The sequence below is a fragment of the Roseburia sp. AF20-18LB genome (genome assembly GCF_003461185.1).
In the GTDB taxonomy this organism is placed as follows: domain Bacteria; phylum Bacillota; class Clostridia; order Lachnospirales; family Lachnospiraceae; genus Roseburia_C; species Roseburia_C amylophila.
Window position 1 is genome coordinate 108,727 of record NZ_QTWP01000001.1, and the last position, 23,114, is coordinate 131,840.

At 39.9% G+C, this 23,114-nt stretch carries 34 protein-coding genes; 26 read left to right on the top strand and 8 right to left on the bottom strand.

From position 1 onward, the window contains the following. Positions 1 to 23: 23 nt before the first annotated feature. The 7 genes from DWX65_RS00525 to DWX65_RS15270 all read left to right on the top strand — a co-directional run bounded on the left by DWX65_RS00525 (position 24) and on the right by DWX65_RS15270 (position 4,673). Positions 24 to 527: a hypothetical protein gene (locus DWX65_RS00525; protein ID WP_015514509.1), complete on the top strand. Its 504-nt coding sequence runs from the start codon at positions 24 to 26 to the stop codon at positions 525 to 527. 43 nt (positions 528 to 570) lie between these two features. Continuing rightward, positions 571 to 1,527, top strand: a complete 957-nt coding sequence (locus tag DWX65_RS00530) for a D-alanyl-D-alanine carboxypeptidase family protein (protein WP_012744280.1) — start codon at positions 571 to 573, stop codon at positions 1,525 to 1,527. 5 nt (positions 1,528 to 1,532) lie between these two features. Continuing rightward, positions 1,533 to 1,991 (top strand): winged helix-turn-helix domain-containing protein, encoded by a 459-nt coding sequence (locus tag DWX65_RS00535; protein ID WP_012744279.1) that lies wholly within the window; start codon positions 1,533 to 1,535, stop codon positions 1,989 to 1,991. Positions 1,992 to 2,432: 441 nt separating this feature from the next. Continuing rightward, positions 2,433 to 3,035 (top strand): hypothetical protein, encoded by a 603-nt coding sequence (locus DWX65_RS00540; protein WP_015514507.1) that lies wholly within the window; start codon positions 2,433 to 2,435, stop codon positions 3,033 to 3,035. 42 nt (positions 3,036 to 3,077) lie between these two features. Further along, entirely contained in the window at positions 3,078 to 3,662 is a 585-nt protein-coding gene (locus tag DWX65_RS00545) for an SOS response-associated peptidase (protein ID WP_012744277.1), read from the top strand. A gap of 23 nt (positions 3,663 to 3,685) precedes the next feature. Beyond that, a complete protein-coding gene (locus tag DWX65_RS00550) occupies positions 3,686 to 4,144 on the top strand; it encodes a YaiI/YqxD family protein (RefSeq protein WP_015514506.1) in 459 nt (152 codons plus the stop codon). Between the two features lie 10 nt (positions 4,145 to 4,154). Continuing rightward, positions 4,155 to 4,673 carry a hypothetical protein gene (locus DWX65_RS15270; RefSeq protein WP_012744275.1) on the top strand — a complete coding sequence of 173 codons (519 nt, stop codon included), beginning with the start codon at positions 4,155 to 4,157 and terminating at the stop codon, positions 4,671 to 4,673. 15 nt (positions 4,674 to 4,688) lie between these two features. On the opposite strand, the gene DWX65_RS15735 is transcribed toward DWX65_RS15270, so the two are convergent. The 3 genes from DWX65_RS15735 to DWX65_RS00565 all read right to left on the bottom strand — a co-directional run bounded on the left by DWX65_RS15735 (position 4,689) and on the right by DWX65_RS00565 (position 6,280). Continuing rightward, positions 4,689 to 5,015, bottom strand: coding sequence for a hypothetical protein (locus DWX65_RS15735; protein WP_242997777.1), 327 nt, complete (start codon positions 5,013 to 5,015; stop codon positions 4,689 to 4,691). Positions 5,016 to 5,138: 123 nt separating this feature from the next. Then, positions 5,139 to 6,068: a relaxase/mobilization nuclease domain-containing protein gene (locus DWX65_RS00560; protein WP_242997778.1), complete on the bottom strand. Its 930-nt coding sequence runs from the start codon at positions 6,066 to 6,068 to the stop codon at positions 5,139 to 5,141. Then, positions 6,035 to 6,280 (bottom strand): MobC family plasmid mobilization relaxosome protein, encoded by a 246-nt coding sequence (locus DWX65_RS00565; protein ID WP_442969755.1) that lies wholly within the window; start codon positions 6,278 to 6,280, stop codon positions 6,035 to 6,037. Before DWX65_RS00565 ends, DWX65_RS00560 begins: the two co-directional genes overlap by 34 nt. A gap of 61 nt (positions 6,281 to 6,341) precedes the next feature. Here DWX65_RS00565 and DWX65_RS00570 point away from each other — a divergent pair, with 61 nt between their 5' ends. Next, positions 6,342 to 6,620: a tyrosine-type recombinase/integrase gene (locus tag DWX65_RS00570; protein WP_242997779.1), complete on the top strand. Its 279-nt coding sequence runs from the start codon at positions 6,342 to 6,344 to the stop codon at positions 6,618 to 6,620. A gap of 151 nt (positions 6,621 to 6,771) precedes the next feature. On the opposite strand, the gene DWX65_RS00575 is transcribed toward DWX65_RS00570, so the two are convergent. Both DWX65_RS00575 and DWX65_RS00580 read right to left on the bottom strand, forming a co-directional pair. Continuing rightward, positions 6,772 to 7,062 (bottom strand): hypothetical protein, encoded by a 291-nt coding sequence (locus DWX65_RS00575; protein ID WP_117698642.1) that lies wholly within the window; start codon positions 7,060 to 7,062, stop codon positions 6,772 to 6,774. 64 nt (positions 7,063 to 7,126) lie between these two features. After that, positions 7,127 to 7,456: a hypothetical protein gene (locus tag DWX65_RS00580; protein ID WP_117841084.1), complete on the bottom strand. Its 330-nt coding sequence runs from the start codon at positions 7,454 to 7,456 to the stop codon at positions 7,127 to 7,129. A 112-nt stretch (positions 7,457 to 7,568) separates the two neighbouring features. Here DWX65_RS00580 and DWX65_RS15090 point away from each other — a divergent pair, with 112 nt between their 5' ends. Continuing rightward, positions 7,569 to 7,709 (top strand): hypothetical protein, encoded by a 141-nt coding sequence (locus DWX65_RS15090; RefSeq protein WP_197420807.1) that lies wholly within the window; start codon positions 7,569 to 7,571, stop codon positions 7,707 to 7,709. A 151-nt stretch (positions 7,710 to 7,860) separates the two neighbouring features. Here DWX65_RS15090 and DWX65_RS00585 read toward each other — a convergent pair whose 3' ends face one another. Continuing rightward, positions 7,861 to 8,088 carry a hypothetical protein gene (locus tag DWX65_RS00585; protein ID WP_022243866.1) on the bottom strand — a complete coding sequence of 76 codons (228 nt, stop codon included), beginning with the start codon at positions 8,086 to 8,088 and terminating at the stop codon, positions 7,861 to 7,863. Positions 8,089 to 8,153: 65 nt separating this feature from the next. Continuing rightward, entirely contained in the window at positions 8,154 to 9,905 is a 1,752-nt protein-coding gene (locus DWX65_RS00590; RefSeq protein WP_118172554.1) for an Rqc2 family fibronectin-binding protein, read from the bottom strand. A 151-nt stretch (positions 9,906 to 10,056) separates the two neighbouring features. On the opposite strand from DWX65_RS00590, the gene DWX65_RS00595 reads away from it, so the two are divergent. From DWX65_RS00595 to DWX65_RS00640, 10 genes are all read left to right on the top strand, one after another. Further along, a complete protein-coding gene (locus tag DWX65_RS00595) occupies positions 10,057 to 10,935 on the top strand; it encodes a YicC/YloC family endoribonuclease (protein WP_118172555.1) in 879 nt (292 codons plus the stop codon). A 42-nt stretch (positions 10,936 to 10,977) separates the two neighbouring features. Next, positions 10,978 to 11,241: a DUF370 domain-containing protein gene (locus DWX65_RS00600; RefSeq protein ID WP_117698639.1), complete on the top strand. Its 264-nt coding sequence runs from the start codon at positions 10,978 to 10,980 to the stop codon at positions 11,239 to 11,241. Positions 11,242 to 11,244: 3 nt separating this feature from the next. After that, complete coding sequence (gene gmk, locus DWX65_RS00605; RefSeq protein WP_117698638.1) at positions 11,245 to 11,880, top strand: guanylate kinase; 636 nt, start codon at positions 11,245 to 11,247, stop codon at positions 11,878 to 11,880. Positions 11,881 to 11,883: 3 nt separating this feature from the next. After that, positions 11,884 to 12,138: a DNA-directed RNA polymerase subunit omega gene (gene rpoZ, locus DWX65_RS00610; RefSeq protein ID WP_022243861.1), complete on the top strand. Its 255-nt coding sequence runs from the start codon at positions 11,884 to 11,886 to the stop codon at positions 12,136 to 12,138. 89 nt (positions 12,139 to 12,227) lie between these two features. Beyond that, complete coding sequence (rimO, locus tag DWX65_RS00615) at positions 12,228 to 13,550, top strand: 30S ribosomal protein S12 methylthiotransferase RimO (protein ID WP_118172556.1); 1,323 nt, start codon at positions 12,228 to 12,230, stop codon at positions 13,548 to 13,550. Further along, on the top strand, positions 13,547 to 14,089 hold the full coding sequence (gene pgsA / locus DWX65_RS00620; RefSeq protein WP_022243859.1) for a CDP-diacylglycerol--glycerol-3-phosphate 3-phosphatidyltransferase: 543 nt from the start codon (positions 13,547 to 13,549) through the stop codon (positions 14,087 to 14,089). Before rimO ends, pgsA begins: the two co-directional genes overlap by 4 nt. A gap of 11 nt (positions 14,090 to 14,100) precedes the next feature. Continuing rightward, positions 14,101 to 14,595: a CinA family protein gene (locus DWX65_RS00625; protein WP_118172557.1), complete on the top strand. Its 495-nt coding sequence runs from the start codon at positions 14,101 to 14,103 to the stop codon at positions 14,593 to 14,595. Further along, positions 14,595 to 15,149 (top strand): 16S rRNA (guanine(966)-N(2))-methyltransferase RsmD, encoded by a 555-nt coding sequence (rsmD, locus tag DWX65_RS00630; protein ID WP_118172558.1) that lies wholly within the window; start codon positions 14,595 to 14,597, stop codon positions 15,147 to 15,149. The genes DWX65_RS00625 and rsmD overlap by 1 nt, the downstream gene beginning before the upstream one ends. A gap of 6 nt (positions 15,150 to 15,155) precedes the next feature. Next, on the top strand, positions 15,156 to 15,641 hold the full coding sequence (gene coaD, locus DWX65_RS00635) for a pantetheine-phosphate adenylyltransferase (protein ID WP_022243856.1): 486 nt from the start codon (positions 15,156 to 15,158) through the stop codon (positions 15,639 to 15,641). Between the two features lie 12 nt (positions 15,642 to 15,653). After that, complete coding sequence (locus DWX65_RS00640; RefSeq protein ID WP_117946972.1) at positions 15,654 to 16,283, top strand: ATPase; 630 nt, start codon at positions 15,654 to 15,656, stop codon at positions 16,281 to 16,283. A gap of 7 nt (positions 16,284 to 16,290) precedes the next feature. On the opposite strand, the gene DWX65_RS00645 is transcribed toward DWX65_RS00640, so the two are convergent. After that, the gene (locus DWX65_RS00645) at positions 16,291 to 17,064 is read right to left on the bottom strand and encodes a hypothetical protein (protein WP_330414751.1); all 774 of its coding nucleotides are present in this window, start codon (positions 17,062 to 17,064) and stop codon (positions 16,291 to 16,293) included. Between DWX65_RS00645 and DWX65_RS14870 the strand changes: the two genes are divergently transcribed. From DWX65_RS14870 to DWX65_RS00675, 7 genes are all read left to right on the top strand, one after another. Then, entirely contained in the window at positions 17,001 to 17,138 is a 138-nt protein-coding gene (locus tag DWX65_RS14870) for a hypothetical protein (RefSeq protein WP_158561496.1), read from the top strand. The genes DWX65_RS00645 and DWX65_RS14870 overlap by 64 nt on opposite strands. Positions 17,139 to 17,246: 108 nt before the next feature. After that, entirely contained in the window at positions 17,247 to 18,101 is an 855-nt protein-coding gene (locus DWX65_RS00650) for a M23 family metallopeptidase (RefSeq protein ID WP_158564673.1), read from the top strand. A 98-nt stretch (positions 18,102 to 18,199) separates the two neighbouring features. Further along, positions 18,200 to 18,916 (top strand): pseudouridine synthase, encoded by a 717-nt coding sequence (locus DWX65_RS00655; RefSeq protein ID WP_118172561.1) that lies wholly within the window; start codon positions 18,200 to 18,202, stop codon positions 18,914 to 18,916. 4 nt (positions 18,917 to 18,920) lie between these two features. Further along, positions 18,921 to 20,891 (top strand): YgiQ family radical SAM protein, encoded by a 1,971-nt coding sequence (locus DWX65_RS00660; protein WP_118172562.1) that lies wholly within the window; start codon positions 18,921 to 18,923, stop codon positions 20,889 to 20,891. A gap of 12 nt (positions 20,892 to 20,903) precedes the next feature. After that, entirely contained in the window at positions 20,904 to 21,860 is a 957-nt protein-coding gene (locus DWX65_RS00665) for an RluA family pseudouridine synthase (protein ID WP_118172563.1), read from the top strand. Between the two features lie 49 nt (positions 21,861 to 21,909). Then, complete coding sequence (locus DWX65_RS00670; protein WP_118087457.1) at positions 21,910 to 22,557, top strand: histidine phosphatase family protein; 648 nt, start codon at positions 21,910 to 21,912, stop codon at positions 22,555 to 22,557. Further along, the gene (locus DWX65_RS00675) at positions 22,557 to 23,090 is read left to right on the top strand and encodes a Holliday junction resolvase RecU (RefSeq protein WP_117698628.1); all 534 of its coding nucleotides are present in this window, start codon (positions 22,557 to 22,559) and stop codon (positions 23,088 to 23,090) included. The genes DWX65_RS00670 and DWX65_RS00675 overlap by 1 nt, the downstream gene beginning before the upstream one ends. The last annotated feature ends 24 nt before the right edge of the window (positions 23,091 to 23,114 follow it).

A 23,114-nucleotide genomic window follows, 5' to 3' on the forward strand; every position in this document is an offset into this window, starting at 1 on the left:
ACTCAATTCAAGGAGGAAACAAAATGAAACGAACAATCTCAAAATCCGAAAGACCGTACAGACTGTTATTGTGTGTTATGATTTCTTTGCTGGTGATTATGCTGGCAGGCTGCTCCACTTCTTCGGACTCCGACACAAACACAAGAGGTTTCACGGACTTTGCTACCATTGAAGAAGAATACCTAACGACCATTGAGAGTTTGAATTGGCCGGAGGGCTTTACGCCGCCTGATGCTTTGGAAGGCGAAGATACGGGAGCGTCTTTTCAGATAGGATATGGCGATACAAGAGCATCTAACCTTTGGGAATATTCTTGGATGCAGGAATGGCTTGATACTTACAATACGGATTCGGAAAGGGCGGCAAAAGCCTTAGCTGAACTCGAAAAAGCCTTTGATATGCCTTATATGGGAACAGATCGCTGTGATGACGCCACACGCAAATATCTTCGTGATAATATTGATAAAGCTAAGTTGGGAGATCCGTCTGGATTTACAGAGTGTATTCAGGCAAATTATGCCGATTAAAAATGGCACATAGGAGTTTTGGTGTTGGGAGGTGAGCACATATATGCAGAGAAAACGCCGTAAGAAAAAACGATTTGGAGTATTTTTGTTTTTGCTTGTAGTTTGTATCGGCATAGGTATAATGTTTGTGCCGTGGGCAATGCAGCCGGAAAATTTCAGAGAGGTAAAGAATAAAATAAATGGTTTTCTCTACAAAGAAGATTTTCCTGACTCTTATAATGCAAAATCGCTGATTTTGGTGGATTGTTCTGATGATGAAATATTTGTTTCAAAAAACGAGAACGAGCCACAAATTCCTGCAAGTTTAGCCAAGCTGTTTGTTATTGAGTATGCGTCAACTTTAGCAGACCTTGATAGTATCGTTGTTGCAGACTATGGTGCTATTTCACTCACGAAACCTGGCTCGTCTGTTGCTCAAATCAAGGAAAAAGAATACTTTTTACACAATCTATTTGCGGCAATGTTAGTACCGTCAGGGAATGACGCAGCTTATGTGGTTGCTGATTATTGTGGAGGATTACTTTCGCCGCAAGCAGAAAGCTGTCAAGAGCGTGTGAGGATTTTCATGGAGAACTTAAACCTGCATTTGCAACAGCAGGGGTACTTAGACACAGTTTTATATGATCCGAGTGGTTTTGATATGGAGGCACTTACCACCACTTTAGATTTGAAAGAAGTAGTATATCGGTTGTTGGAATACTCGTGGTTTAGAGAAATTGTATCTCAAAACACTTATACGGCAACACTGCCTGATGGCAGTACACAAATATGGCAGAATACAAACGCCTTCCTTGATCCGACATCCGAATATTACAACGAAAATGTATGCGGAATTAAGACTGGCTCTCTGTCTGACGACTATAACTTGATTGTGCTTTATCAGCAGCACGGAAAAGAGTTTTTGATATGCAGTTTAGGCTCTCAGTCCGATTCCTCTCGTTATGACGATGTGAATTTTATTCTGAAAACGATTGATGAATCGTATTATCTCACTCAATAAATCTTATGTTGTCCAAGACAAAAAAACTAACCAAGGGGGGTGATAATATCGGACGAATCGTAATAATGGAGTTCAAAGCACAAGACTCAACAGCCTTTGACGATATGCTGGCTTTTGTAAAACAGCACCCTGATTTTGAAAAATTAGAGATTTCATATGAGCCGACATTATCCCTTTCCGGCTTAGAAATCAATTTGAGCCGGCGCAGAGTTATCAATAACGGTCAGGAAATTGAACTGACCGTCAAAGAGTACGATATACTCTGCTTGCTCGCAGCCAATAAAGGTCGTGTTCTTACATACGAGCAGATTTATGATAAGGTGTGGGGCGAAATATCAGCAGGCAATGAAAAGGATACCGTAGGCTTTCACATTCGGAATCTTCGTAAAAAACTTTGTGATACAAACTCTCACTTTTCCATAGATAGTGTTCGTGAGATCGGCTACCGCTTTAACAGTCAGTAAGCAGTCCCTCGTAGTTCATAATGAATTGCGAGGGATTATTCATTTTCTAAGACGGTATGTCGGAATTTGATAAATCCCTGCAAATGTTGATTTTATACGACTGTTAAGAGCAATATCGTGTCTAAACTTGCGACTGGACTTTGCATTTTCTACGAGTTATCTTCGTAATATCTCGGCATTATACTACTGGAATGTTTATCATAAACAGGGCATGATTTATGGCAGAATGGGCAGTCGTTCTCGTGCCATTTATTAGGTCTTGCTTGGATACGAATATGTTTAACTCCATTCTTATCAGAGTAAAGATTACAATTTTTTATAACTGTGTTCTTGACATTAAGGACACTTTTGCATAATGTATTAACTGAAGCCACTTGTGAATACTCCTTTTGTGTTTTTCTTCGCAGTTAATACATTAAAGGACACAAGTGTTTTTTCAATATGGTGTTGTTAATTTATGGTGTTAGGCTTCCACCATTATGCCAGAAGCCTCATATAAATTTATTGGGAAGAGTTACCGATCAAGTTTTCTCAGAATCCGAAGAATGGGATATTGATACGGTGTCAGAAACTATTGCATCGGAATATGAAAGAGCAACGAATCTTTCGATAAATAAAGAGAAGCAGAATTTGCCAATAGAAGAAAAACGAACGATAGATGTTAAAGAAATACGAGAATGGCTGAACTTTATTATTACGATTATATCAGTTGTTTTGGGAGTTACGAATTCTTCAGCAACAACGATAAATAATTACAATTATACACAACAAGTCAATAATTATTACATCGTTGGAATGGGATATGATGCGAAGGAGCTAAATACGACTAAATATAGAATCGTTAATAGAGAATCTATTGTACGACTGAAGCATGACTGCCATTCGATTGTAATTGAAAAGCTTGAGGAAGGGAAAGTTGTTAGAATTATAGATAAATATAAAAAGTGGCGACAGATAATTTGGGAGAATGAAGATGGTGAAGAATGTATGGGGTGGATTCAAAATTATAGATTAACTGAGTTTAAAGTGCCTAGAAATAAATGATGTATATTTGATGAAATAGAATCTATAAGTGAAGGAAGTATTATGTGTGGTAGATATTATATTGATTCTGATATGGCAGATGAAATCGAAAAAGTAGTGCATGATATAGACCAACGGATCCGGCAGGAACATTTTGCAGGAGATATCTTTCCAACCAATGTAGCACCGATCATTGAAAAATCAGAACATGGATTGAAACTGGATGTTTGCAAGTGGGGATATCCATTGTCACAAGGAAAGAATCTGGTTATAAATGCAAGAGCAGAATCTGTTATGGACAAACCTTCTTTTCGAAATGGAATCCTCTATCACCGCATTTTGATACCGGCAAGTGGGTTCTATGAATGGAATCGGTTAAAAGAGAAAAATACATTTTCCAGATATGATGCACCAGTATTGTATATGGCTGGCTTCTGTGATTGGTTTGAGAATGAACGACGATTTGTGATTATGACTACAGCAGCCAATGAATCTATGATAAAAGTACATGATCGTATGCCGCTGATATTGGAAAAAGGACAGCTGAAAGATTGGTTCGATGACAGGAAAATGGAGCAAATTCTGCATCAGGTACCGGTTCAGCTAAAACGAGAGGCAGAATACGAACAGCAGAGCTTATTCTTATAATGGTTCAGAGGAGAAATAGAAAGATGCAAATATTTGTTGATGCAGATGCCTGCCCAGTGGTTGCGATCATTGAAAAGATTGCAAAAGATAATAGTGTTCCGGTAATGTTGTTGTGTGATACAAACCATGTTCTGTCATCGACTTATAGTAAAGTTGTTGTTGTCGGTGCAGGAGCAGATGCAGTAGATTATAAACTGATTAGTATCTGCCATAAAGGAGATATTGTCGTATCACAGGACTATGGTGTGGCTGCAATGGCATTGGGAAAAGGTGCTTATGCTATTCATCAATCAGGTAAATGGTACACGGATGATAATATTGATCAGATGCTAATGGAACGTCACCTGAGTAAAAAAGCCAGAAGAAGTTCCCGTAAATGTCATGTCAAGGGACCGAAGAAGCGGACGGAGGAAGATGATGAAAGATTCGCTCAGTCTTTTGAAAAAATGCTTTTGATGGCACGGGAGAAAGAAGGCAGATGAGGAATTGTAGATGCAGAGGAACGACAGAAGCTATAAAGACTTAAAACAAAAACAGAAGAGTGCAATAGCAGATAAAACATACAAAATGCACTTGAAGTTTTATCTTGAGAATCAGCGAATGCCGGATGCTACTGAAATGAATGATATATGCAAAAGTTTGTTTACGGCAGTTCAATCGCTTGCTCCTAAAACGGAATATGAAGAATTTTATAAAATTGTTGAAAAGCGTGAAAAGAGTTATGAAGAACGTATCCTGAGAGACATTCAGAATGGAATTATAATAGAAACACTTATGGCAAAAAAACATAAGAAAACGCCGGAAGAAAAAGCAGCTGTTGCGAAACAAAAGAAGCAGCAGAGGCGAGCAAGACGGAAACAAGAAACAAGAGATAATCTGGCTAAAGAAGAAATCTTGCAAGATGACAGATTTTTCGTTATTGCCGGTTATACCTCCGGAGGTGCACCGTATGGTGTCACCTGGGAGGAAATGGGTCTGAAACCTTGGGAAGATTTGGAAGAGAATAATTGAGTTGTCAGTGCAATCTTATTTATCTCTTGTGACAGAAACAGGTTCCCGTTTTGCCGGAAGTAAGTCTGAATTGATTTCAGGAGCATCGAGCAGCACAGAGAAATTTTGCTGAATGATATCCAGTGTTTTCTGCTTTTTCTGTAATTTCTGTTTTTCCCGGACGGTAGCAGCTTGTTCAGATTCAAGATTTTCAATCCGCTTCTGGATTTTTTCAGAGCTAGGGATTTTGGTAACACCGAGATCCTGAAGCTCTTTTTTTAGTGAATCGTGGAGTTGGTATTCTGCCAGATGCTTGGAACGGTATTCTTTTGGATTTTTTGCAGATTTGCAATCTTCTATCACTTTACGGCAGAGCCGGTAAGAATCACAGTGTTTCTGAATGACTTTCTGCGTGCTTAGCTCACTGGTGATGTGTGCTATTCTCTGATCAGCCGCTTTAACAGAAGCATCAACATCAGAAACATGCTACCTGAAATCCTCATAATTCAGTAGGTTATTTTCTGAAAGATAGTTGAAGGTGCGGGCTGCCTCTTTTAGATTATTGAGTTTTGCCCAATGTTCAAATCCTTCTCGATTGCCAGTCGTTACATACGTGGAGATATTGATATACAGGCGAGCTTCTCTGGACAGATGTTTTGGAGTTTTCACTTTGCTACGATTTTTAGCTAAGCGGATGCGGACGTTTTCTTCCGTATAATAACTTCCCAGAGATTTCATATAAGTGAAATTTTTTTGTTCCGGTGCACGGAAAGAAAGATGCTTTCCCTGCCGGACTTCATATCCAGCTAACTGCATTTTTTGTAGAAATTCCTCATAGTTGATGGAAGTCCAGATTGCTTTATCAACTGCAACACGTAGCTTGGCTTTCCAACTGGTGCCACGATGATATTCCATGTTCTCTTTATAGCTTTTTCCTTTTTCTCCGGTTGGCATACTGGTGGCAAGTCCATTTTCCAGGCAGATACGATTACTGATTCTGCAGAGTTTATGGTAGCTCCGCTTATTGGAAACATACTTGTGATGATCAACAAAGCTTGCAGCGTTGAAGATGATATGGTTATGAATGTGCTTTTTATCAACATGGGTACTGATCACGTATTCATATTTTCCTTTCAGTACTTCGGCTGCAAATTGCTGTCCTAAGCGATGGGCAGTTTCGGCATCAACTTCTCCAGGTTTAAATGACTGGATCAGATGAAATGCCAGGTTATCACCTTTGTCCATTCCATTCTTTTTTGCCATTTCTCTAGTCATGGAAAATTCGAGATCAGCAGTTTCCGGGGAACAGCCAAAACTGGAAACCAGCAGTTTTTCATCAGTCTTGTCTGGATTCGTGATATAGTCCAGAGCTTTCTTGTCTGTTACTTTAATGGGGAAGATCTTAATATATGCCATAGTTCTTTCACCATCTCTTTCAATTCTTGCATTTCTTCCGGATATAGATCTCCGGTGGTATTTACCTTTTTTGCAATCTGGTTGATATTTATGCCAATCTTGTGCATTTCCTCATACTGTTTCTTCAGAGGAGTTGTATCTGTGTTGACGATGTAGCCGTCGATTGCCATCTTACGCAGATAACGATTCGGGGGATCGAGGATAAATAGAATCGAGCGAGCACTGTTTAATAATCAAATTGGCTATAGAGGTTATGCGGCAGAGGTTTTTATATTGAAAGCAACTCTGCCGTATTCCTGTGGAGCCAATATAGCGCTAATAGAGATTGAACTGGCAAAGGAAGAAAAGAGAGAGCCGAAGATATTTGAACTGTTTACCTGTCACACTCTGCGACATACATACGCTACAAGGTGTTATGAAAATGGAGTAGACCAACAGGTAGTGCAGAAACTCTTAGGTCACTCAATATTGGCAATGACAACCGATTTATACACTCACGTTTCAGAAGAGAAGAAAAAAGAAGAAGTAGCTGAACTGAAAATATTGGCTTAAATTTGGAGTAAAAATAGAGTAAATCAGAAGATAAATAGCGAAAAACAGCGTAAAACCAACATTCTCAAGTAGATATAAATATTGTTCAGAAATAAATATTTCAAAAAACGAGGATGTGCATTTTGCATATCCTCGCTTGCGTTATAAGAGACTATTTTTTCTTTTTCTGTAACATCTGCATCATCTGCAGCATTTTATCTGCTTTTACACGTTCTGCTTCGGACATATTCTGCTTTAATAATTCAATTAATAAAGTTGTTTCAGTATTCGAAAATGTCATACCGTTTTGTTTGGCATTATTGGCGGCGTTCATGACCGTGGAAGCCATGGATTTGGCATCCTTTGTATCAGTATTATTAGAAGCAAAATCCATAAGAAACTGCAGCTTTTCCGGTGAAATATCATTTAAGGCAGGATTGCCTTTCAAAAAGTCTAAATTCATAAAATCCTCCGTTCTTAACAAGTTGACAGGGAACCATAAAATAACAAATGATAAAGTGATGAAATCAGGAAAACAGGGTATCATAAGCAGACAGCATCTGATACATATTTAAAAAGTTTTCAATATTTTCTTTCTCGCCGGGTGTACACTGTTCGCTGATATCGGTAAGCATCTGAAACATCCGCTCCTGGGGAGAATGGCTGCTGACTTCCTGAATCGTAAGCGTGTCATTGGAAAAAAGCTGGGCTGTTTTTTGTAGTTCCATATATTTGATGAGAAGCGCAAAGGGACGCTGCTGACCGGCGGAAAGATATGGAATCATGGTTTTCATAATCTGTAACTGGTGGTTTTGTAACTGCGAGTCAAAGAAGGTTGGTTTATACTCAGAATCCATAAAATAATCCTTTTTCTTTTAAATTATGATGGAACAGCGGAAAATATAACTTTGACGCATATAATAAAATGTAGAACCTTTTTATAGAAACAGGAAAGGATTTGATGCCAGCATGGGAAAATTAATCATTGACGGAAATGAAGTATATGAAATAGATGAAGAATGTATGAAGAAAAAAGAAACGGAAAAGAAGAAACTGACCGCACCGGAAAAAGGCGGTCAAAGATATGACAGAACAAAGAATGTGTCTTGACACATTCTTGTGCCTGCGGCGGTCGCTTGCGACATCTACCTTATACGCCGCAGTGCGCATCCTCGCGGAGCATTTTTTTGCTTTACAGGAAAGCAATTTCCTGTAAAGTGAAAAAGGGACCTCGTTGAGAGGCCCCCGCTTTGCAGATGAATTAGCATCCACAACCGTTGTTGTTAAATCCGAAGCTGTCACCACAGCCGCCACAGAAGAGCAACAGTAAAATAATCCAGATACAGCTGTCGTTGCCGCATCCATTGCCACATCCTCCAAATCCATTGTTGCCGCAGCAGGAGAGTAACAGGATAATCCAGATTAAAGAACAGCAGTTATTTCCTTCGTTACATCCACATCCGCAGCCAGTAGCAGCTAAATCACTCATTTTCAAATCCTCCAAAATTTATCTTACACTTCATAATATGGAAGAAGTAAAAATGTGTGACTAAATTATTCTGAAATTTTTTCGATGCCGGAAATGTCCGGGTGAATTGTCAGGGAATAATTCGTATAGTAAATGACATAACCGGCAACAGCACCGTTTGGTTTCTTTACATTTTTACGCTGTAAATAATCGATTTCAATTTTTTCGTTATCACGGCCGGAAGAATAGTAGCCTGCCAGTCTGCCGGCCTCTTCAAAAGTCCGATCCGGCAGCTCCCTGCCTTCGGTTTTTACAATAACATGGGAGCCGGGCATTCCTTTGGCGTGGAACCACCAGTCATTTCCGTTGGCAACCTTGAAAGTAAGTTCGTCATTCTGGAAATTATTTTTTCCAACATAAATATCAAAGCCATCACTGGAACGATAATGGAATGGTTTACTTTTGGATTTCTGTTTTTTCTTACCGCTCATTTTCCTGCGGATATAGCCATAGGTTTCCAGCTCGTCCCGGATCTGGGCAAGGTCGTCTTCGGATTCTGCAATGGCAAGCGCAGCCTGAATGGTCTGTAAGTGTGCTATTTCTGCCTTGGTTTCTTCGGTCTGGGTATTTAATGCTTCAAAGGTACGCTTTAATTTATTGTACCGGGCAAAATATTTTTTTGCATTGTCCAGTGGAGAAAGTGTTTCATCCAGAGGAATGGTAAGCATTTCACCGGTATAGTAATTTGGCACCTCTACTGATTTGGCTCCTTCGGTAACCTGATAGCCGTAGGTATTTAATAATTCGCCGTATACTTTAAATTTATCACGTTTTTCCGTATCTTTTAACTGTTTTAACTGTAAATCCAGTTTTTTGCTGCTTCGCTCTAAGTGAGTGGATACAATTTTACGCAAATCCACAGATTTCTGACGCATACGGGTGTAGAGGCTGCGGCTGGCATAAAATTGTTCTAATACGGCGGAAATAGAATCTACCGGTTCAATGTGATAGCCTTCCGTATGTTCATAGCGGGTTGGTAAGATGGCAGCATATTCTGCCGGTTCTTCTCCTTTATAAAGAATACATGGCTTGAAGTTGGCGTTTCCGACATCCTCCATCAGCCAGCTGAAATTATGATAAAGGTGCAGCAGTGCGTCTTCTTCTAAGGTATTAATCGGTGTATCTGCATCTAAAGAAGCACGGTAACAGATTTCTGCTGCAACCTGTCCACTGATTCCGGTAAAAGCAGAAGTAAGTGCTTTGGCAAGTGGCAGTGGAAGAGAAGACGCCTTTTCACAGAACTGTTCATAGGAACAGTCAAGGGGATTCCGCTTGTTCTGGGTCTCCGGGATAAAATATTCTCTTCCCGGCAGAACTTCACGGACGGAACTCATCTGGGATGGAACCCGTTTGATGCTGTCAATGATGCGTTCGTTTTCATCACAGAAAATAATATTGCTGTATTTCCCCATTAATTCTATAATCAGGTTTTTCTTTTTCAGGTCGCCCATTTCATCCAAATGCTCGACCGTAATCCGGATGATTCGTTCTAATCCGGGCTGACTGATGGCAATAATCCGGCCGTTGGCAATATGTTTTCGTAATACCATGCAGAAATTCGGTGCAGTCATGGGACTGACTTTATTCTGAGCTGTAAGATAGATATAAGGCAGGGAAGCACTGGCACTTAAAGAAAGCCGGTACTGGCCGGATGGTGCCTTTATGGTAAGCAGCAGCTCGTCCGCCTCAGGCTGGGCTATTTTGCTGATTCGTCCATTTAAAATTGTCTGATTTAATTCTGCAGTAAGTGCAGCTACGGTAATTCCGTCTAGTGCCATATAATATGACCTCCTTTGGAAAGAATAGATTCTTTTACAGGATTTTATTATAAAGAAATCTTTCTAAAATTTCAATAAATACGGCATTTTGAATTTGACTAATAAAGAAAATTCTACTATAATACATATATCTATGCATTAGGAGGCAGCTATGATTAAAAGTATGACCGGCTTCGGCAGGTGTGAGATAGAGGAAGACAACCGTAAGATAACGGTAGAGATTAAATCAGTAAATCACCGCTATCTGGATGTAAATGTTAAGCTTCCTAAAAAATTAAGTTTCTTTGAAAGTGCCGTGCGTAACTTAATCAAAGAATACATACAGCGTGGAAAAGTAGATATCTTCATTACCTGTGAAGATTTTAACGAAGCCAACTTCTCACTGAAATACAACGAAGAACTTGCTGGCGAATATTTAAAATATTTACAACAGATGGCAGAGCATTTCCAGCTGGAAAATGATATCCGTGTCAGCACATTGTCACGTTATCCGGATGTTTTTATAATGGAAGAACAGGATAATGACGAAGAAGAACTTTGGGCACTTCTTGAGAAGGCATTGCGTAATGCATGTGAGGCATTTGTTGAAACCAGAGAAAAAGAAGGCGAGAATTTAAAAACTGACCTTCTGAATAAATTAGATGAAATGATTGGCTATGTGGACTTTATCGAAGAACGTTCTCCAATCGTTATGAAAGAATACCGTGAGCGATTAGAAACCAAGGTAAAAGAAATTTTAGAAGATAAGCAGATGGATGATGCAAGAATTGCAACGGAGGTTACAATATTTGCTGATAAAATATGTGTGGATGAAGAAACTGTCCGCTTAAAGAGCCATATTGAAGCGATGAAAGCTGCTTTAACAGGCGGTGGAACCGTTGGAAGGAAGCTTGACTTCATTGCCCAGGAGATGAACCGGGAAGCAAATACGATTCTTTCCAAGGCAAGTGATCTTGCAATTTCAGATACCGGTATTAATCTGAAAACGGATATTGAAAAAGTCCGCGAACAGATTCAGAATATTGAATAAATGATTTCCGTAAACCCTGTAGTAAGAATGGAATGGTGAAAAATGGCAGCACTTATGAATATTGGATTTGGAAATGTAGTAAATACAGATAAGATTGTTGCTGTGATTCAGCCGGATTCTGCACCTGCCAAGCGCATGATTCAGAAAGCCAAAGAAGAAGAGTGCGTGGTGGATGCAACCCAGGGAAGACGTACCCGTGCGGTGATTATTACCAACGCCGGATATATCGTTCTTTCTGCATTACAGCCGGATACACTGACTGGCAGATTTAACGAGATTAGTGGAAATAAACTGAGTGAGGAATAGTAAATGAAAAGAAAAGGTATATTAACCGTAGTATCCGGTTTCTCCGGTGCCGGCAAAGGCACTGTGATGAAAGCTCTGATGGCGGAGTACAAGGATACGTATGCATTATCTGTTTCAGCTACCACGAGAAATCCGAGACCAGGAGAAGTGGATGGTGTTGATTATTTCTTTCGTACCAAAGAAGAATTTGAACAGATGATAGCAGACAATGCGTTAATTGAGCATGCCTGTTATGTAGGAAATTATTATGGTACACCAAAAGCCTATGTAGATGAACAGTTAGAGGCTGGAAAAGATGTAATTCTTGAGATAGAGATTCAGGGAGCACTTGACGTAAAGAAACGTTTCCCGGACACCATCTTAATCTTTGTAACACCACCGGATGCGGATGAATTAAAGAACCGCCTGGTGAATCGTGGAACTGAAGATATGGCAACCATCAATGCAAGATTAAGCAGAGCATCCCAGGAAGCAGAGTTTATGAATCAGTATGATTACATTGTGGTGAACGATACTGTTCCTGCATGTGTGGAGAATATCCATAGCATCATTGAGAACGAGCATGATTGTGCATCACGTAATATAAATTTCATCAATAAAATCAGAGAAGAGCTGAAGTGCTTTTCGAAAGGAGAATAAATTATGATACATCCATCTTATGTTGAGTTAATGAAGGTCGTAAATAACGACGTTGAAATCGGAGAAGAACCGGTCGTAAACAGCAGATATTCTATTGTAATTGCTACTGCAAAGAGAGCAAGACAGATTATCGGTGGAGATGAACCATTGGTTGAAAATGCCAAAGGAAAGAAACCACTTTCTATCGCAGTAGAAGAGCTTTATACCGGAAAGGTAAAAATCATGGGAGAAGATGCTGTTTCAGAAGATAACGAGTAGCATAGCGGGGTTGCCAACATGGTTTGGTAACCCTTTCATCATGTAAAAGAAAAATATATACAGGACTTTTTCCTGTTACGGAGGAATGAATGAATATTTTCTTTGTATCACTGGGTTGTGATAAGAATCTGGTAGATTCAGAATATATGCTTGGTATGATCCGTGATGCCGGATATACCATTATTGATGATGAAACGCAGGCAGATGTGATAGTAATTAATACCTGTTGTTTTATCAATGATGCCAAAGAAGAGAGTATTAACACAATACTTGAAATGGCAGAATATAAGAAAACCGGACATGCAAAGGCATTGATTGTAACCGGGTGCCTTGCCCAGCGTTACCGGAGTGAGATTGAGGAAGAAATACCGGAAGTAGATGCAATTCTTGGAACCAATTCCTATGATAATATTGTTTCTGCTGTGAAAGAAGTTATGGCAGGAAAACATTATACCAATTTAAATTCACTGGAAGGACTTCCGACCTTGCATACCAAACGATGTGTTACCACCGGTGGACATTATGCCCATTTAAAAATTGCAGAAGGTTGTAACAAACGCTGTACTTACTGCATCATTCCATATATCAGAGGTAACTACCGCAGTATTCCGATCGAAGAACTGGTAGCAACAGCCAGAGAACTGGTAGAGGGCGGTGTAAAGGAACTGATTCTGGTAGCCCAGGAGACCACCCTTTACGGAATTGACCTCTATGGAAAAAAATCCCTGCACCGGCTTTTGGATGAATTAAACAAGATTCCGGGATTGTACTGGATTCGTATTCTTTACTGTTATCCGGAAGAAATTGATGATGAACTGATTGAAGCAATCAAACGAAATGATAAAGTCTGCCATTATCTGGATATTCCGATTCAGCATGCAAATTCAGATGTATTAAAGAGAATGGGAAGAAAGACCAATAAGGATGACCTTGTTCGTATTATTCATCATCTGCGGGAAGAAATTCCGGATATTACGCTCCGGACCACTTTAATCTGTGGCTTCCCGGGAGAGACAGAAGAGCAGCATAAAGAGCTGTTGGAATTCGTACAGGAAATGAAATTTGACCGTCTGGGCGCATTTACCTATTCTCCGGAAGAAGGAACGAAAGCAGCCGAGATGGAAAATCAGATTCCGGAAGAGACGAAAAAACTGTGGCAACAGGAAGTCATGGAGCTTCAGGAAGAAATTATTTTTGAGAAAAATGAAGATATGGTTGACCGTGAACTTTATGCTTTTATCGAAGGAAAAGTTGCAGATGAGAATGCTTATGTAGGAAGAACCTACCGTGATGCGCCATCTATTGACGGATATATTTTTGTAAATACAGAGGAAACCTTAATGACCGGAGACTTTGCCAAAGTAAAAGTAACCGGAGCTTATGAATATGATTTGATAGGAGAATTAGCATGAATTTACCAAACAAATTAACAATTTTCAGAGTAATTTTGATTCCGTTTTTTGTAGTGTTTATGTTGGCACCGATTTGTCCGGGTTATGCAAATTATATTGCTGTAGCAATCTTTATTGTAGCAAGTCTTACAGACCTTTTGGATGGGAAGATTGCAAGAAAGTATAATCTTGTGACAGATTTCGGCAAATTTATGGACCCGCTTGCGGATAAACTGCTGGTATGTGCCGCAATGATCTGCCTGATTGAAACCGGACAGCTTGCAGCCTGGATTGTAATCGTAATTATCAGCCGTGAGTTTATCATCAGTGGTTTTCGTCTGGTAGCAGCTGATAACGGCGTTGTAATTGCAGCCAGCTACTGGGGCAAATTTAAGACCACATTCCAGATGCTTATGGTCATTGTATTGATTCTTAATTTTGATAACTGTTACTTCCAGTTATTAGGAACCGTACTTACTTATATTGCACTGGTATTAACGGTTGTATCTCTAATTGATTATCTCTGGAAAAACAGAGCTGTTTTAAAAGAACAGAAATAAAGAGGATTCCCATGGAAAAAAGACAGGAAAATCTGGAAGATAAAATTGTAAAAAGGCTGACGGAGAATCATTTATCCATTGCTACTGCAGAATCCTGTACCGGAGGACTTATAGCCGCAACTTTGATTAATGTGCCGGGTGCTTCGGATGTGCTGGAAGAATCTTATATCACATACTCGGATGCGGTAAAGCATAAAGTACTAGGTGTATCGGAAGAGACCTTGCAGAAACACACTGCAGTAAGTAAAGAAGTAGCAGAAGAAATGGTTCGTGGCGTAACAAAAGTTGCCGGTACGAATGTCGGAATCTCAGTAACCGGTATTGCAGGTCCCGGCGGTGGAAGTGAAAAGTTTCCGGTAGGACTGGTATACATTGGTTATAAAATTAATGATTTTGTGAAAGTTATACGTTATGTATTTTCCGGAGACCGTAGTGAAGTGCGTATGCATGCGGTGGAGACGGCATTGCAGGAACTGAATGATTTACTGATAAAAGAGGGATTTTGATGAGAATAATAGCCGGAAAAGGAAGAAGCCTTCCATTGAAAACAATTGAAGGAATAGACACAAGACCGACAACAGACCGTATTAAGGAAACGCTTTTTAATATGCTGCAATACGAGATTGCAGACTGCCGGTTCTTAGATTTGTTTGCAGGAAGCGGACAGATTGGATTGGAAGCTGTCAGCCGTGGAGCGAAAGAAGCTGTTTTTGTGGAAAGTGGAAAAAAAGCAGCAGCATGTATACAGGATAATATTAACTTTACCAAATTTAATGACCAGTGCCGTTTACTGCAGATGGACGTCATGGCAGCTATCCGGAGTCTGGAAGGGAAAGGGGCATTCCAGATTATTTTCATGGATCCGCCTTACAATCAGGAGCTGGAAAAGGATGTGCTGATGCTGCTTTCGAAATCGACCCTGGTAGATGAAGATACGGTAATTATTGTAGAAGCGTCCCTAAAGACTGGTTTTGAGTATCTTGATGAGCTTGGTTTTACACTTGATAAATGCAAAAAATATAAGACAAATTTACATGCCTTTATATCCAGAAAGGAATAACCTATGATGAAAAAAGCAATCTATCCGGGCAGCTTTGACCCGGTCACAAATGGTCATGTTGACATGATTGAACGTGCTTCGAAAATAGTGGACGAGCTGGTTGTGGGAGTTTTAAATAACAGTGCAAAAAACTCGTTGTTTTCTTTAGATGAACGTGTTAGTATGTTAAAAGAGATAACAAAAGATATGCCGAATGTAACAGTTGCTTCTTTTGATGGTCTTTTAGTTGACTTTATGGAAAAAATTGATGCAACCATTATCGTCAGAGGATTGCGTGCGGTAACGGACTTTGAATATGAACTTCAGATTGCACAGTCGAACCATCGTGTAAATCCAAAGATAGATACGGTATTTCTTACAACGAATGTAAAATATTCCTATCTCAGCTCTACAATTGTAAAGGAATATGCTTCTTATGGTGGCGATATTTCGCATTTTGTCCCACCACAGTTTATAGAGCGGATTTATGATAAATATAATATCAAAAAATAAGGAGTGTGGACGATGAGTAGCAGAATGGAACAAATCATAGAAGAAATCGAAGAATATATTGATAATTGCAAATATCAGCCATTATCCAGTACGAAAATTGTTGTTAATAAGGATGAGTTAGAAGAACTCCTGACGGAATTAAAAATGAAAACGCCAGAAGAAATCAAGCGTTATCAGAAGATTATCAGCAACAAAGAAGCTATTCTGGCAGATGCCCAGGCAAAAGCAGATGCCATCATTGCTCAGGCACAGGTACAGACCAGCGAGCTTGTCAGTGAACACCAGATTATGCAACAGGCTTATGCCCAGGCAAATGAGGTTGTTATGATTGCTACCAAGCAGGCACAGGAGATTCTTGATAAAGCAACCAATGATGCCAATAATATCCGTATGGGTGCAATTCAGTATACGGACAGCAGTCTTAAGAATATTGAAGAAATTTTAAGTCATGCCATTGAAGGTTCACAGGCAAGATATGATAATCTGATTCATACTCTTCAGGGTTGTCTGGATGTTGTGACGGCAAACCGGAATGAACTGCTTCCAGAGGAAGAAGATGCTTCTTCCGGACAGGCAAAACAGGAAACAACAGCAGAGCCTGCCACACAGGAAGCTCCGGCAAATGAGACTCCGGAAGAGTAATATATATTTATCCTGCCGGATATATCATGTACCCCAGAAGGAAAGCACAGAATGCAAGACTGATTCGGACCAGCAGATAATATTTCATGGAGAGCTTCTGGCTTGCAACCATGGAATAGGTCTGGGCGAAGCCACATAATCCGCCAAAAGAGGTAAGACTTAAAATTAAGGCATAAGCAAGTTGTGGAGAGAGAGCTTCTTCGGAAATCTGCCGGATTCCATTAGTAACTTCCAATGGAATACAAAGTGGTAATTGTAAGAGCTTTTGTGGCACATAAAAGGTAATCTGTTCTAACAGAATAGAAAAGAGCATGATATATCCACCGAGTTTACAAAGAATTTCAAAACCGTTCATGATACCGGCATCTATGATTGAAAAGTTTAATTTTAATCGTGGTGCCGTTTCTTTTTGCGTTAGACTTTTTCGTTGAAAGGCATAAAGAATGCGGCAGAGAATCAGTGGCGGCAGATAGAGAATCCCAAATGTTGGCAATAAAAGACTGTCCTGCCGAAGCGTGTCATGAACAATGTAGCTTGCAATAAACATAGGACTGATATTGTTACAGATTGCAAAGAGAATGGTTGCTTCTTCCTTTGATAATTGATTTTCCTCTAACATTTGGGCACAGATACGGCTTCCCATAGGAAAACCAAATAGAAATCCTGACAGAAGTGGAAAACAGGCATTTCTGCTGCAGGGAATCAGGAGATGGATGAATGGATAGAGGATTCCTGAAATATGATAAAAAACCCCGGATGAAATCAGAATATTGGATAGAATGGCAAAAGGAAGCAATGCAGGCAGAATACTCTGGTACCAGAGCATTAGGCCATTTGCTGCGGCAGATACCGTAAGCATTGGATGCACAAATAATAATATTAAGCACAAAAAAAGAATCAGAAGAGAAATAGTTTTTTTCATAGTTCAATATATTGTATAAAATAACTTTTATGCGGATTATTATGAAGAAGAAAATTTGTGTCATTATTCTCTTTTTTTTGCTGTTGGTCATAGACTGCAGCCTGTTACAGCAGATTCAAAAGCGGGCAGCCTTTTATATAGCATTTGAACAACAGGAGTTCTTTCAGAAACTTCGGAATCAGGAAGTCTCTCCGGAAACGGTGTTAAAATTCAGGGAATATGAGTCTGAAGATGGTGAGGCTCAGGACGATATGACATTTACCCGCTATCTTCTGGCATATTATGCTTCAGATTTAACAGAAAAAAACGAGCTGAAAGATGTATACAAAAGATTGCTGCATTTTCATAAAGAAGAAATTGAAAAGCAGGAAGCCTATTTAGACAGTATCTGGTCTGACATTGTCTATTTCCCGGTTCCGGATACCATCTGGGACGAAGAGAAAAAAGTAACTTTTGGAGACACCTGGATGCAGAGCCGCACTTATGGTGGAGACAGAGGACATGAAGGCTGTGATATTATGGCAGATATCAATGAGCGGGGAAATTACCCGGTAATCAGTGTCTGCGATGGAACCATAGAGCAGATGGGCTGGCTGGAACTTGGGGGTTACCGTATCGGAATCCGGAGTCCCCATGGAGCATATTTCTACTATGCACATCTGTCGGATTATGCAGAAGGATTTTCCATCGGAGACGAGGTTCATGCCGGAGAGCTGATTGCATTTATGGGAGATACCGGATATTCTAAGACAGAAGGAACCGCCGGTAATTTTGATGTGCATCTTCATTTTGGAATTTATTTAAATGATGAAAATAAACGGGAGTTTAGTGTAAATTCCTATTCCGTCCTGCAATATCTCTATCAGGAGAAGAAAATATTACATTATCAATATTAAGATTTAAATTAGGATTTGAATTATAAGAAACACGCTTTGCGAGCTTCTCGAGTTATCGCAGTGTCTGCCAAATCAGAGTAGTAAAGGAACGTATCAGAATGAAAGATTTGAGATTAGATAAATTTTTAACAGAAATGGGTAAAGGAAGCAGAAGCCAGGTGAAAACCTATATTTCCAAGGGACGTGTTACCGTAAATGGAGAAATCATCAAACGTCCGGAATATAAGATTTCACCGGAAAAGGATATTGTTAACCTCGAAGGCGAAAAGGTTAATTATTCCCAGTGGGAATATTATATGCTAAATAAGCCTGCCGGCTGTGTCAGTGCCACGGAAGATAAGCATTTTCCAACTGTAGTTTCTTTCATAGAAGATGCTGTAAGAAAAGATTTGTTTCCGGTAGGCAGACTGGATAAGGATACGGAAGGGCTGCTCCTTATCACCAATGACGGTGCGTTGGCTCATGAGCTTTTATCTCCGAAGAAACATGTGGCAAAAACTTATTATGCCAGAATAGAAGGAAAAGTGACTGCTGAAGATGTTGCGGCTTTTCAGAAGGGTCTTGATATCGGAGAGAAAAACCTCACAAAGCCTGCTGAACTTGTGATTTTAAAAAGTGATTCAGAATCAGAAATTGAAGTTACTATTACCGAAGGAAAATATCATCAGATTAAGCGGATGTTTGAAAAAACAGGAAAAAAGGTCATTTATTTAAAACGGCTTTCCATGGGAAGCTTAAAGCTGGATGAAACTCTGGCAACAGGAGCGTATCGCCCATTGACGGAGTCAGAATTACAGGCATTAAAGGAAGGATAAGAAGATGCAGAACGGTTTTTTACCAATTTCAAGAAAAGACATGGAAGAAGCAGGGATAAAGCAGCTGGATTTCGTTTATGTATGCGGAGATGCATATGTGGACCATCCTTCCTTTGGACATGCTATTATCAGCAGAATATTGCAGGCACATGGTTATACCGTGGGTATCATTGCACAGCCGGATTACCGTGACAAGGAAAGCGTAACCATATTGGGCGAGCCACGGCTTGGCTTTTTCGTTTCCGGAGGTAATATGGATTCCATGGTAAACCATTATTCCGTATCGAAAAAGAGACGTGCCCATGATGCATTTTCACCGGGTGGCGTTATGGGAAAACGCCCGGATTATGCAGTGGTAAGTTACTGCAATCTGATCCGTCAGACCTATAAACATAATCCAATCATTATCGGCGGTATTGAAGCAAGCCTTAGAAGACTGGGGCATTATGATTACTGGTCTAATAAGGTAAAACGTTCCATTCTTCTGGACTCCGGTGCTGATTTGATTTCTTATGGAATGGGCGAGCACAGCATTGTTGAAATTGCAGATGCATTAGCTTCCGGTCTTGCGGTAAAGGATATTACTTATATCGATGGAACTGTTTTTAAGACCAGAAATAAAGAAGATATTTATGATGCCTTGGAATTGCCGTCTTTTAATAAAATCAAAGAGGACAAGACAGCGTATGCCAAGAGCTTTTACCTGCAGTATCAGAATACAGACCCTTTTACGGCAAAAAGAATTTATGAAACCTATGATGAGAAAATGTTTGTCGTACAGAACCCTCCGGCAAAGCCATTAACCCAGATGGAAATGGATGATATCTACGCACTGCCATATATGAGAACCTATCATCCAATCTATGAAAAGGATGGTGGTGTACCGGCTATTGAAGAAGTAAAATTTTCACTGGTCAGTAACCGTGGCTGCTTTGGTGGCTGCAGCTTTTGTGCTTTAACTTTTCATCAGGGCAGAATTATTCAGACCAGAAGTCATGAATCCATTCTTGCAGAAGCAAAGAAGATGACACAGGATAAGGATTTTAAAGGATATATCCATGATGTAGGTGGTCCGACTGCTAATTTCAGGGCACCGGCATGTACGAAGCAGCTCACAAAGGGTGTTTGCAAGAACCGGCAATGTCTGTTCCCGACACCATGTAAAAATCTTGTTGCTGACCATAGCGATTATATCAGTCTTCTTCGTAAATTACGGAATATCAAAGGCGTGAAAAAAGTATTTGTCCGTTCCGGTATCCGTTTTGACTATCTGTTATGTGATACGAAAAATAATTTTCTGGAAGAACTTTGTAAATATCATGTCAGCGGACAGCTAAAGGTGGCACCGGAGCATATTTCAGACCCGGTATTACAGAAAATGGGAAAACCTCCGGTTTCCGTTTATAATGAATTTGTCCGCAAGTATCATGATATGAATGAACGGTTAGGATTAAAACAGTATCTGGTACCATATCTGATGTCCTCCCATCCTGGTTCGACCCTGCAGGAGGCAGTAGATTTGGCTGAGTATTTAAGAGATTTAGGTTATATGCCTCAGCAGGTACAGGATTTCTATCCGACCCCATCCACCATATCGACCTGTATGTACTATACGGGTTTAGATCCGCGGACCATGGAGCCGGTATATGTAGCAACCAATCCGCATGAGAAAGCCATGCAGCGTGCACTGATACAGTATCGTAATCCGGAAAATTATGATTTGGTGCATGAAGCGTTAGTTAAGACGAACCGGACGGATTTAATCGGCTTTGATGCCCATTGCCTCATCCGTCCAAGAAAGCTTGCCAAAGAAGAAGCATTTTCGGATAAGAAAAAGACGAAGCGGACACTGAATCAAAATCAGACAAAGTATAAAACTGGAAATTCCAGAAATACAGAAAAATATTCGGGAAAGACTTCCAGTCAGAATACGAAGAAGAAGCATACGATTCGAACCGTTCATAAAAAGAAATAGTAAGGATATGTTATGAAAACATTTATCATTAAAGAAAATGAAGCAGGACAACGTTTTGATAAATATTTAAAAAAGCTTTTAAAAGAAGCACCGTCAAGCTTTGTCTATAAAATGCTTCGGAAAAAGAATATTGTATTAAATGGAAAAAAGGCAGATGGATCCGAAAAACTGAATGCCAGAGATGAGGTAAAGCTGTTTTTAGCAGATGAAACTTATGATAAGTTTGCAGGAGCAGAGGTAAAAGAAAGTTTTCCAACCACAGCACTGGATATCGTTTATGAAGATGAAGATATTTTAATCATCAATAAACCTGCAGGAATGCTGTCACAGAAGGCACAGCCATCCGATATTTCTGCCAACGAATATATTATCGGATATCTTCTTCAAAGCAGAGCTCTTAAGGAAACGGATTTGCGGACCTTCCGGCCGTCCGTCTGCAACCGTCTTGACCGCAATACTTCAGGACTTCTGACAGCCGGAAAGACGTTAAAGGGATTGCAGGATTTATCCGAGACATTGAAAAAAAGAACCGTAAAGAAATATTATCTCTGCCTGGTAGCTGGATGCATTACAGTACCGCAGCATTTAAAGGGTTATCTTATGAAGGATGAAAGGCAGAATCGGGTATTTATTTCAAAGGAAAAAACAGAGGATGCACTCTGTATCGAAACCGAGTATGAGCCACTGGAAGTATATCAGGATGTCACACTGCTGCAGGTGCATCTGATTACCGGACGCAGCCATCAGATCCGTGCCCATTTAGCATCCATTGGTCATCCGATTATCGGAGACAGTAAATATGGTAATGAAAAAATCAATCATTTTTACCGGGAACGCACCGGCGTAAAACATCAGCTTTTACATGCTTACCGGATGATATTTGCAGATGGCAGATGTGTAGAAGCAGCTCCACCGGATGATTTTAATAAGGCTATTTGTTATGCAAATCAGAATGCCATAGAGCAGTAATTATTTTAACAAAAGACTACGGATGTTACAGGAAGGATGAATAAGTAAGATGAAAGTATATCTGATGCGGCATGGAGAAACCGATTACAATAAAAAAGGACTGATACAGGGAACGCTTGACATTCCATTAAATGAATTCGGACTGGAATTAGCCGAAAAGACCAAAGAGGGATTCCAAAACGAAGGACTGACTTTTGACTACTGTTATTGCAGTCCGTTAATTCGTGCCAGACAGACGGCAGAGATTATTCTGCGAGGAACGGACACCCCGATTTCCTATGATGAACGTATCCGTGAAATGAACTTCGGAGAAGGGGAAGGACAGAAGCTTGCTGATCTCAGCTGGAATCCGGCCCTTAAAAATATTGATGCTTTATTTCATGCGCCGGAACAGTATCGTGCCACGGAACAGGGCGAAAGCTACGAAGCATTACTTGGCAGGGTGGAAGATTTTTTAAAGCATGAAATCCTTCCACTGGAAGAAAAAATGAAGCGTGTGCTCATCTGCTGTCATGGTGGAATCATCCGGGCATTTCTTGCATACATAAAAGGACTTGAAATCAAGGATTTCTGGAACAGCCACCAGCCAAACTGCAGTGTAAATATATTAGAAGTAAAGAATCAGAAAATAAGGATTCTCGAAGAACATAAAATTTATTACACACTGCCGGAAGAAAAGAAAGGAAGTATACTCTGATGCCAACTTGGAATTCCAGAGGATTAAGAGGTTCTACGTTAGAGGAATTTATCAACCGGACCAATGAAAAATATGCAGAGCATAATTTAGCAATGATACAGAAAATTCCGACACCGATTACACCAATTAATATTGATAAAGAAACAAGACATATTACCCTTGCCTATTTTGACCAGAAAAGTACCGTAGATTATATCGGGGCAGTACAGGGCATTCCGGTCTGCTTTGATGCCAAGGAATGTCACACCGATACGTTTCCTCTTGCCAATGTGCATGCTCACCAGATTCAGTTTATGCAGGATTTTGAAAATCAGCAGGGTATTTCCTTTATTCTGATATTTTATACCCAACGGGATGAATTTTACTATATGCCATTCCGACAGCTTTATGAATTCTGGGAGAGAGCCCAGAATGGCGGACGGAAGAGCTTCCGGTTAGAAGAATTAAATCCGGAATTTTTCCTGCCAAAGAAGTCAGGAATCCTGGTTCCTTATCTGGAAGGCTTGAAAAAAGATTTGGAGCTAAGGGATTGACAATTATTTCCAGGTAATATATAC

What these genes read in the sequence shown, in the direction of transcription:
- DWX65_RS00525 (WP_015514509.1), top strand. Translation starts at nt 24, where the DNA reads ATGAAACGAACAATCTCAAAATCCGAAAGACCGTACAGACTGTTATTG.
- DWX65_RS00530 (WP_012744280.1), top strand. Translation starts at nt 571, where the DNA reads ATGCAGAGAAAACGCCGTAAGAAAAAACGATTTGGAGTATTTTTGTTT.
- DWX65_RS00535 (WP_012744279.1), top strand. Translation starts at nt 1,533, where the DNA reads ATGTTGTCCAAGACAAAAAAACTAACCAAGGGGGGTGATAATATCGGA.
- DWX65_RS00540 (WP_015514507.1), top strand. Translation starts at nt 2,433, where the DNA reads ATGGTGTTGTTAATTTATGGTGTTAGGCTTCCACCATTATGCCAGAAG.
- DWX65_RS00545 (WP_012744277.1), top strand. Translation starts at nt 3,078, where the DNA reads ATGTGTGGTAGATATTATATTGATTCTGATATGGCAGATGAAATCGAA.
- DWX65_RS00550 (WP_015514506.1), top strand. Translation starts at nt 3,686, where the DNA reads ATGCAAATATTTGTTGATGCAGATGCCTGCCCAGTGGTTGCGATCATT.
- DWX65_RS15270 (WP_012744275.1), top strand. Translation starts at nt 4,155, where the DNA reads ATGCAGAGGAACGACAGAAGCTATAAAGACTTAAAACAAAAACAGAAG.
- DWX65_RS00560 (WP_242997778.1), bottom strand. Translation starts at nt 6,068, where the DNA reads ATGGCATATATTAAGATCTTCCCCATTAAAGTAACAGACAAGAAAGCT.
- DWX65_RS00575 (WP_117698642.1), bottom strand. Translation starts at nt 7,062, where the DNA reads ATGAATTTAGACTTTTTGAAAGGCAATCCTGCCTTAAATGATATTTCA.
- DWX65_RS00580 (WP_117841084.1), bottom strand. Translation starts at nt 7,456, where the DNA reads ATGGATTCTGAGTATAAACCAACCTTCTTTGACTCGCAGTTACAAAAC.
- DWX65_RS15090 (WP_197420807.1), top strand. Translation starts at nt 7,569, where the DNA reads ATGGGAAAATTAATCATTGACGGAAATGAAGTATATGAAATAGATGAA.
- DWX65_RS00585 (WP_022243866.1), bottom strand. Translation starts at nt 8,088, where the DNA reads ATGAGTGATTTAGCTGCTACTGGCTGCGGATGTGGATGTAACGAAGGA.
- DWX65_RS00590 (WP_118172554.1), bottom strand. Translation starts at nt 9,905, where the DNA reads ATGGCACTAGACGGAATTACCGTAGCTGCACTTACTGCAGAATTAAAT.
- DWX65_RS00595 (WP_118172555.1), top strand. Translation starts at nt 10,057, where the DNA reads ATGATTAAAAGTATGACCGGCTTCGGCAGGTGTGAGATAGAGGAAGAC.
- DWX65_RS00600 (WP_117698639.1), top strand. Translation starts at nt 10,978, where the DNA reads ATGGCAGCACTTATGAATATTGGATTTGGAAATGTAGTAAATACAGAT.
- gmk (WP_117698638.1), top strand. Translation starts at nt 11,245, where the DNA reads ATGAAAAGAAAAGGTATATTAACCGTAGTATCCGGTTTCTCCGGTGCC.
- rpoZ (WP_022243861.1), top strand. Translation starts at nt 11,884, where the DNA reads ATGATACATCCATCTTATGTTGAGTTAATGAAGGTCGTAAATAACGAC.
- rimO (WP_118172556.1), top strand. Translation starts at nt 12,228, where the DNA reads ATGAATATTTTCTTTGTATCACTGGGTTGTGATAAGAATCTGGTAGAT.
- pgsA (WP_022243859.1), top strand. Translation starts at nt 13,547, where the DNA reads ATGAATTTACCAAACAAATTAACAATTTTCAGAGTAATTTTGATTCCG.
- DWX65_RS00625 (WP_118172557.1), top strand. Translation starts at nt 14,101, where the DNA reads ATGGAAAAAAGACAGGAAAATCTGGAAGATAAAATTGTAAAAAGGCTG.
- rsmD (WP_118172558.1), top strand. Translation starts at nt 14,595, where the DNA reads ATGAGAATAATAGCCGGAAAAGGAAGAAGCCTTCCATTGAAAACAATT.
- coaD (WP_022243856.1), top strand. Translation starts at nt 15,156, where the DNA reads ATGAAAAAAGCAATCTATCCGGGCAGCTTTGACCCGGTCACAAATGGT.
- DWX65_RS00640 (WP_117946972.1), top strand. Translation starts at nt 15,654, where the DNA reads ATGAGTAGCAGAATGGAACAAATCATAGAAGAAATCGAAGAATATATT.
- DWX65_RS14870 (WP_158561496.1), top strand. Translation starts at nt 17,001, where the DNA reads ATGGATAGAGGATTCCTGAAATATGATAAAAAACCCCGGATGAAATCA.
- DWX65_RS00650 (WP_158564673.1), top strand. Translation starts at nt 17,247, where the DNA reads ATGAAGAAGAAAATTTGTGTCATTATTCTCTTTTTTTTGCTGTTGGTC.
- DWX65_RS00655 (WP_118172561.1), top strand. Translation starts at nt 18,200, where the DNA reads ATGAAAGATTTGAGATTAGATAAATTTTTAACAGAAATGGGTAAAGGA.
- DWX65_RS00660 (WP_118172562.1), top strand. Translation starts at nt 18,921, where the DNA reads ATGCAGAACGGTTTTTTACCAATTTCAAGAAAAGACATGGAAGAAGCA.
- DWX65_RS00665 (WP_118172563.1), top strand. Translation starts at nt 20,904, where the DNA reads ATGAAAACATTTATCATTAAAGAAAATGAAGCAGGACAACGTTTTGAT.
- DWX65_RS00670 (WP_118087457.1), top strand. Translation starts at nt 21,910, where the DNA reads ATGAAAGTATATCTGATGCGGCATGGAGAAACCGATTACAATAAAAAA.
- DWX65_RS00675 (WP_117698628.1), top strand. Translation starts at nt 22,557, where the DNA reads ATGCCAACTTGGAATTCCAGAGGATTAAGAGGTTCTACGTTAGAGGAA.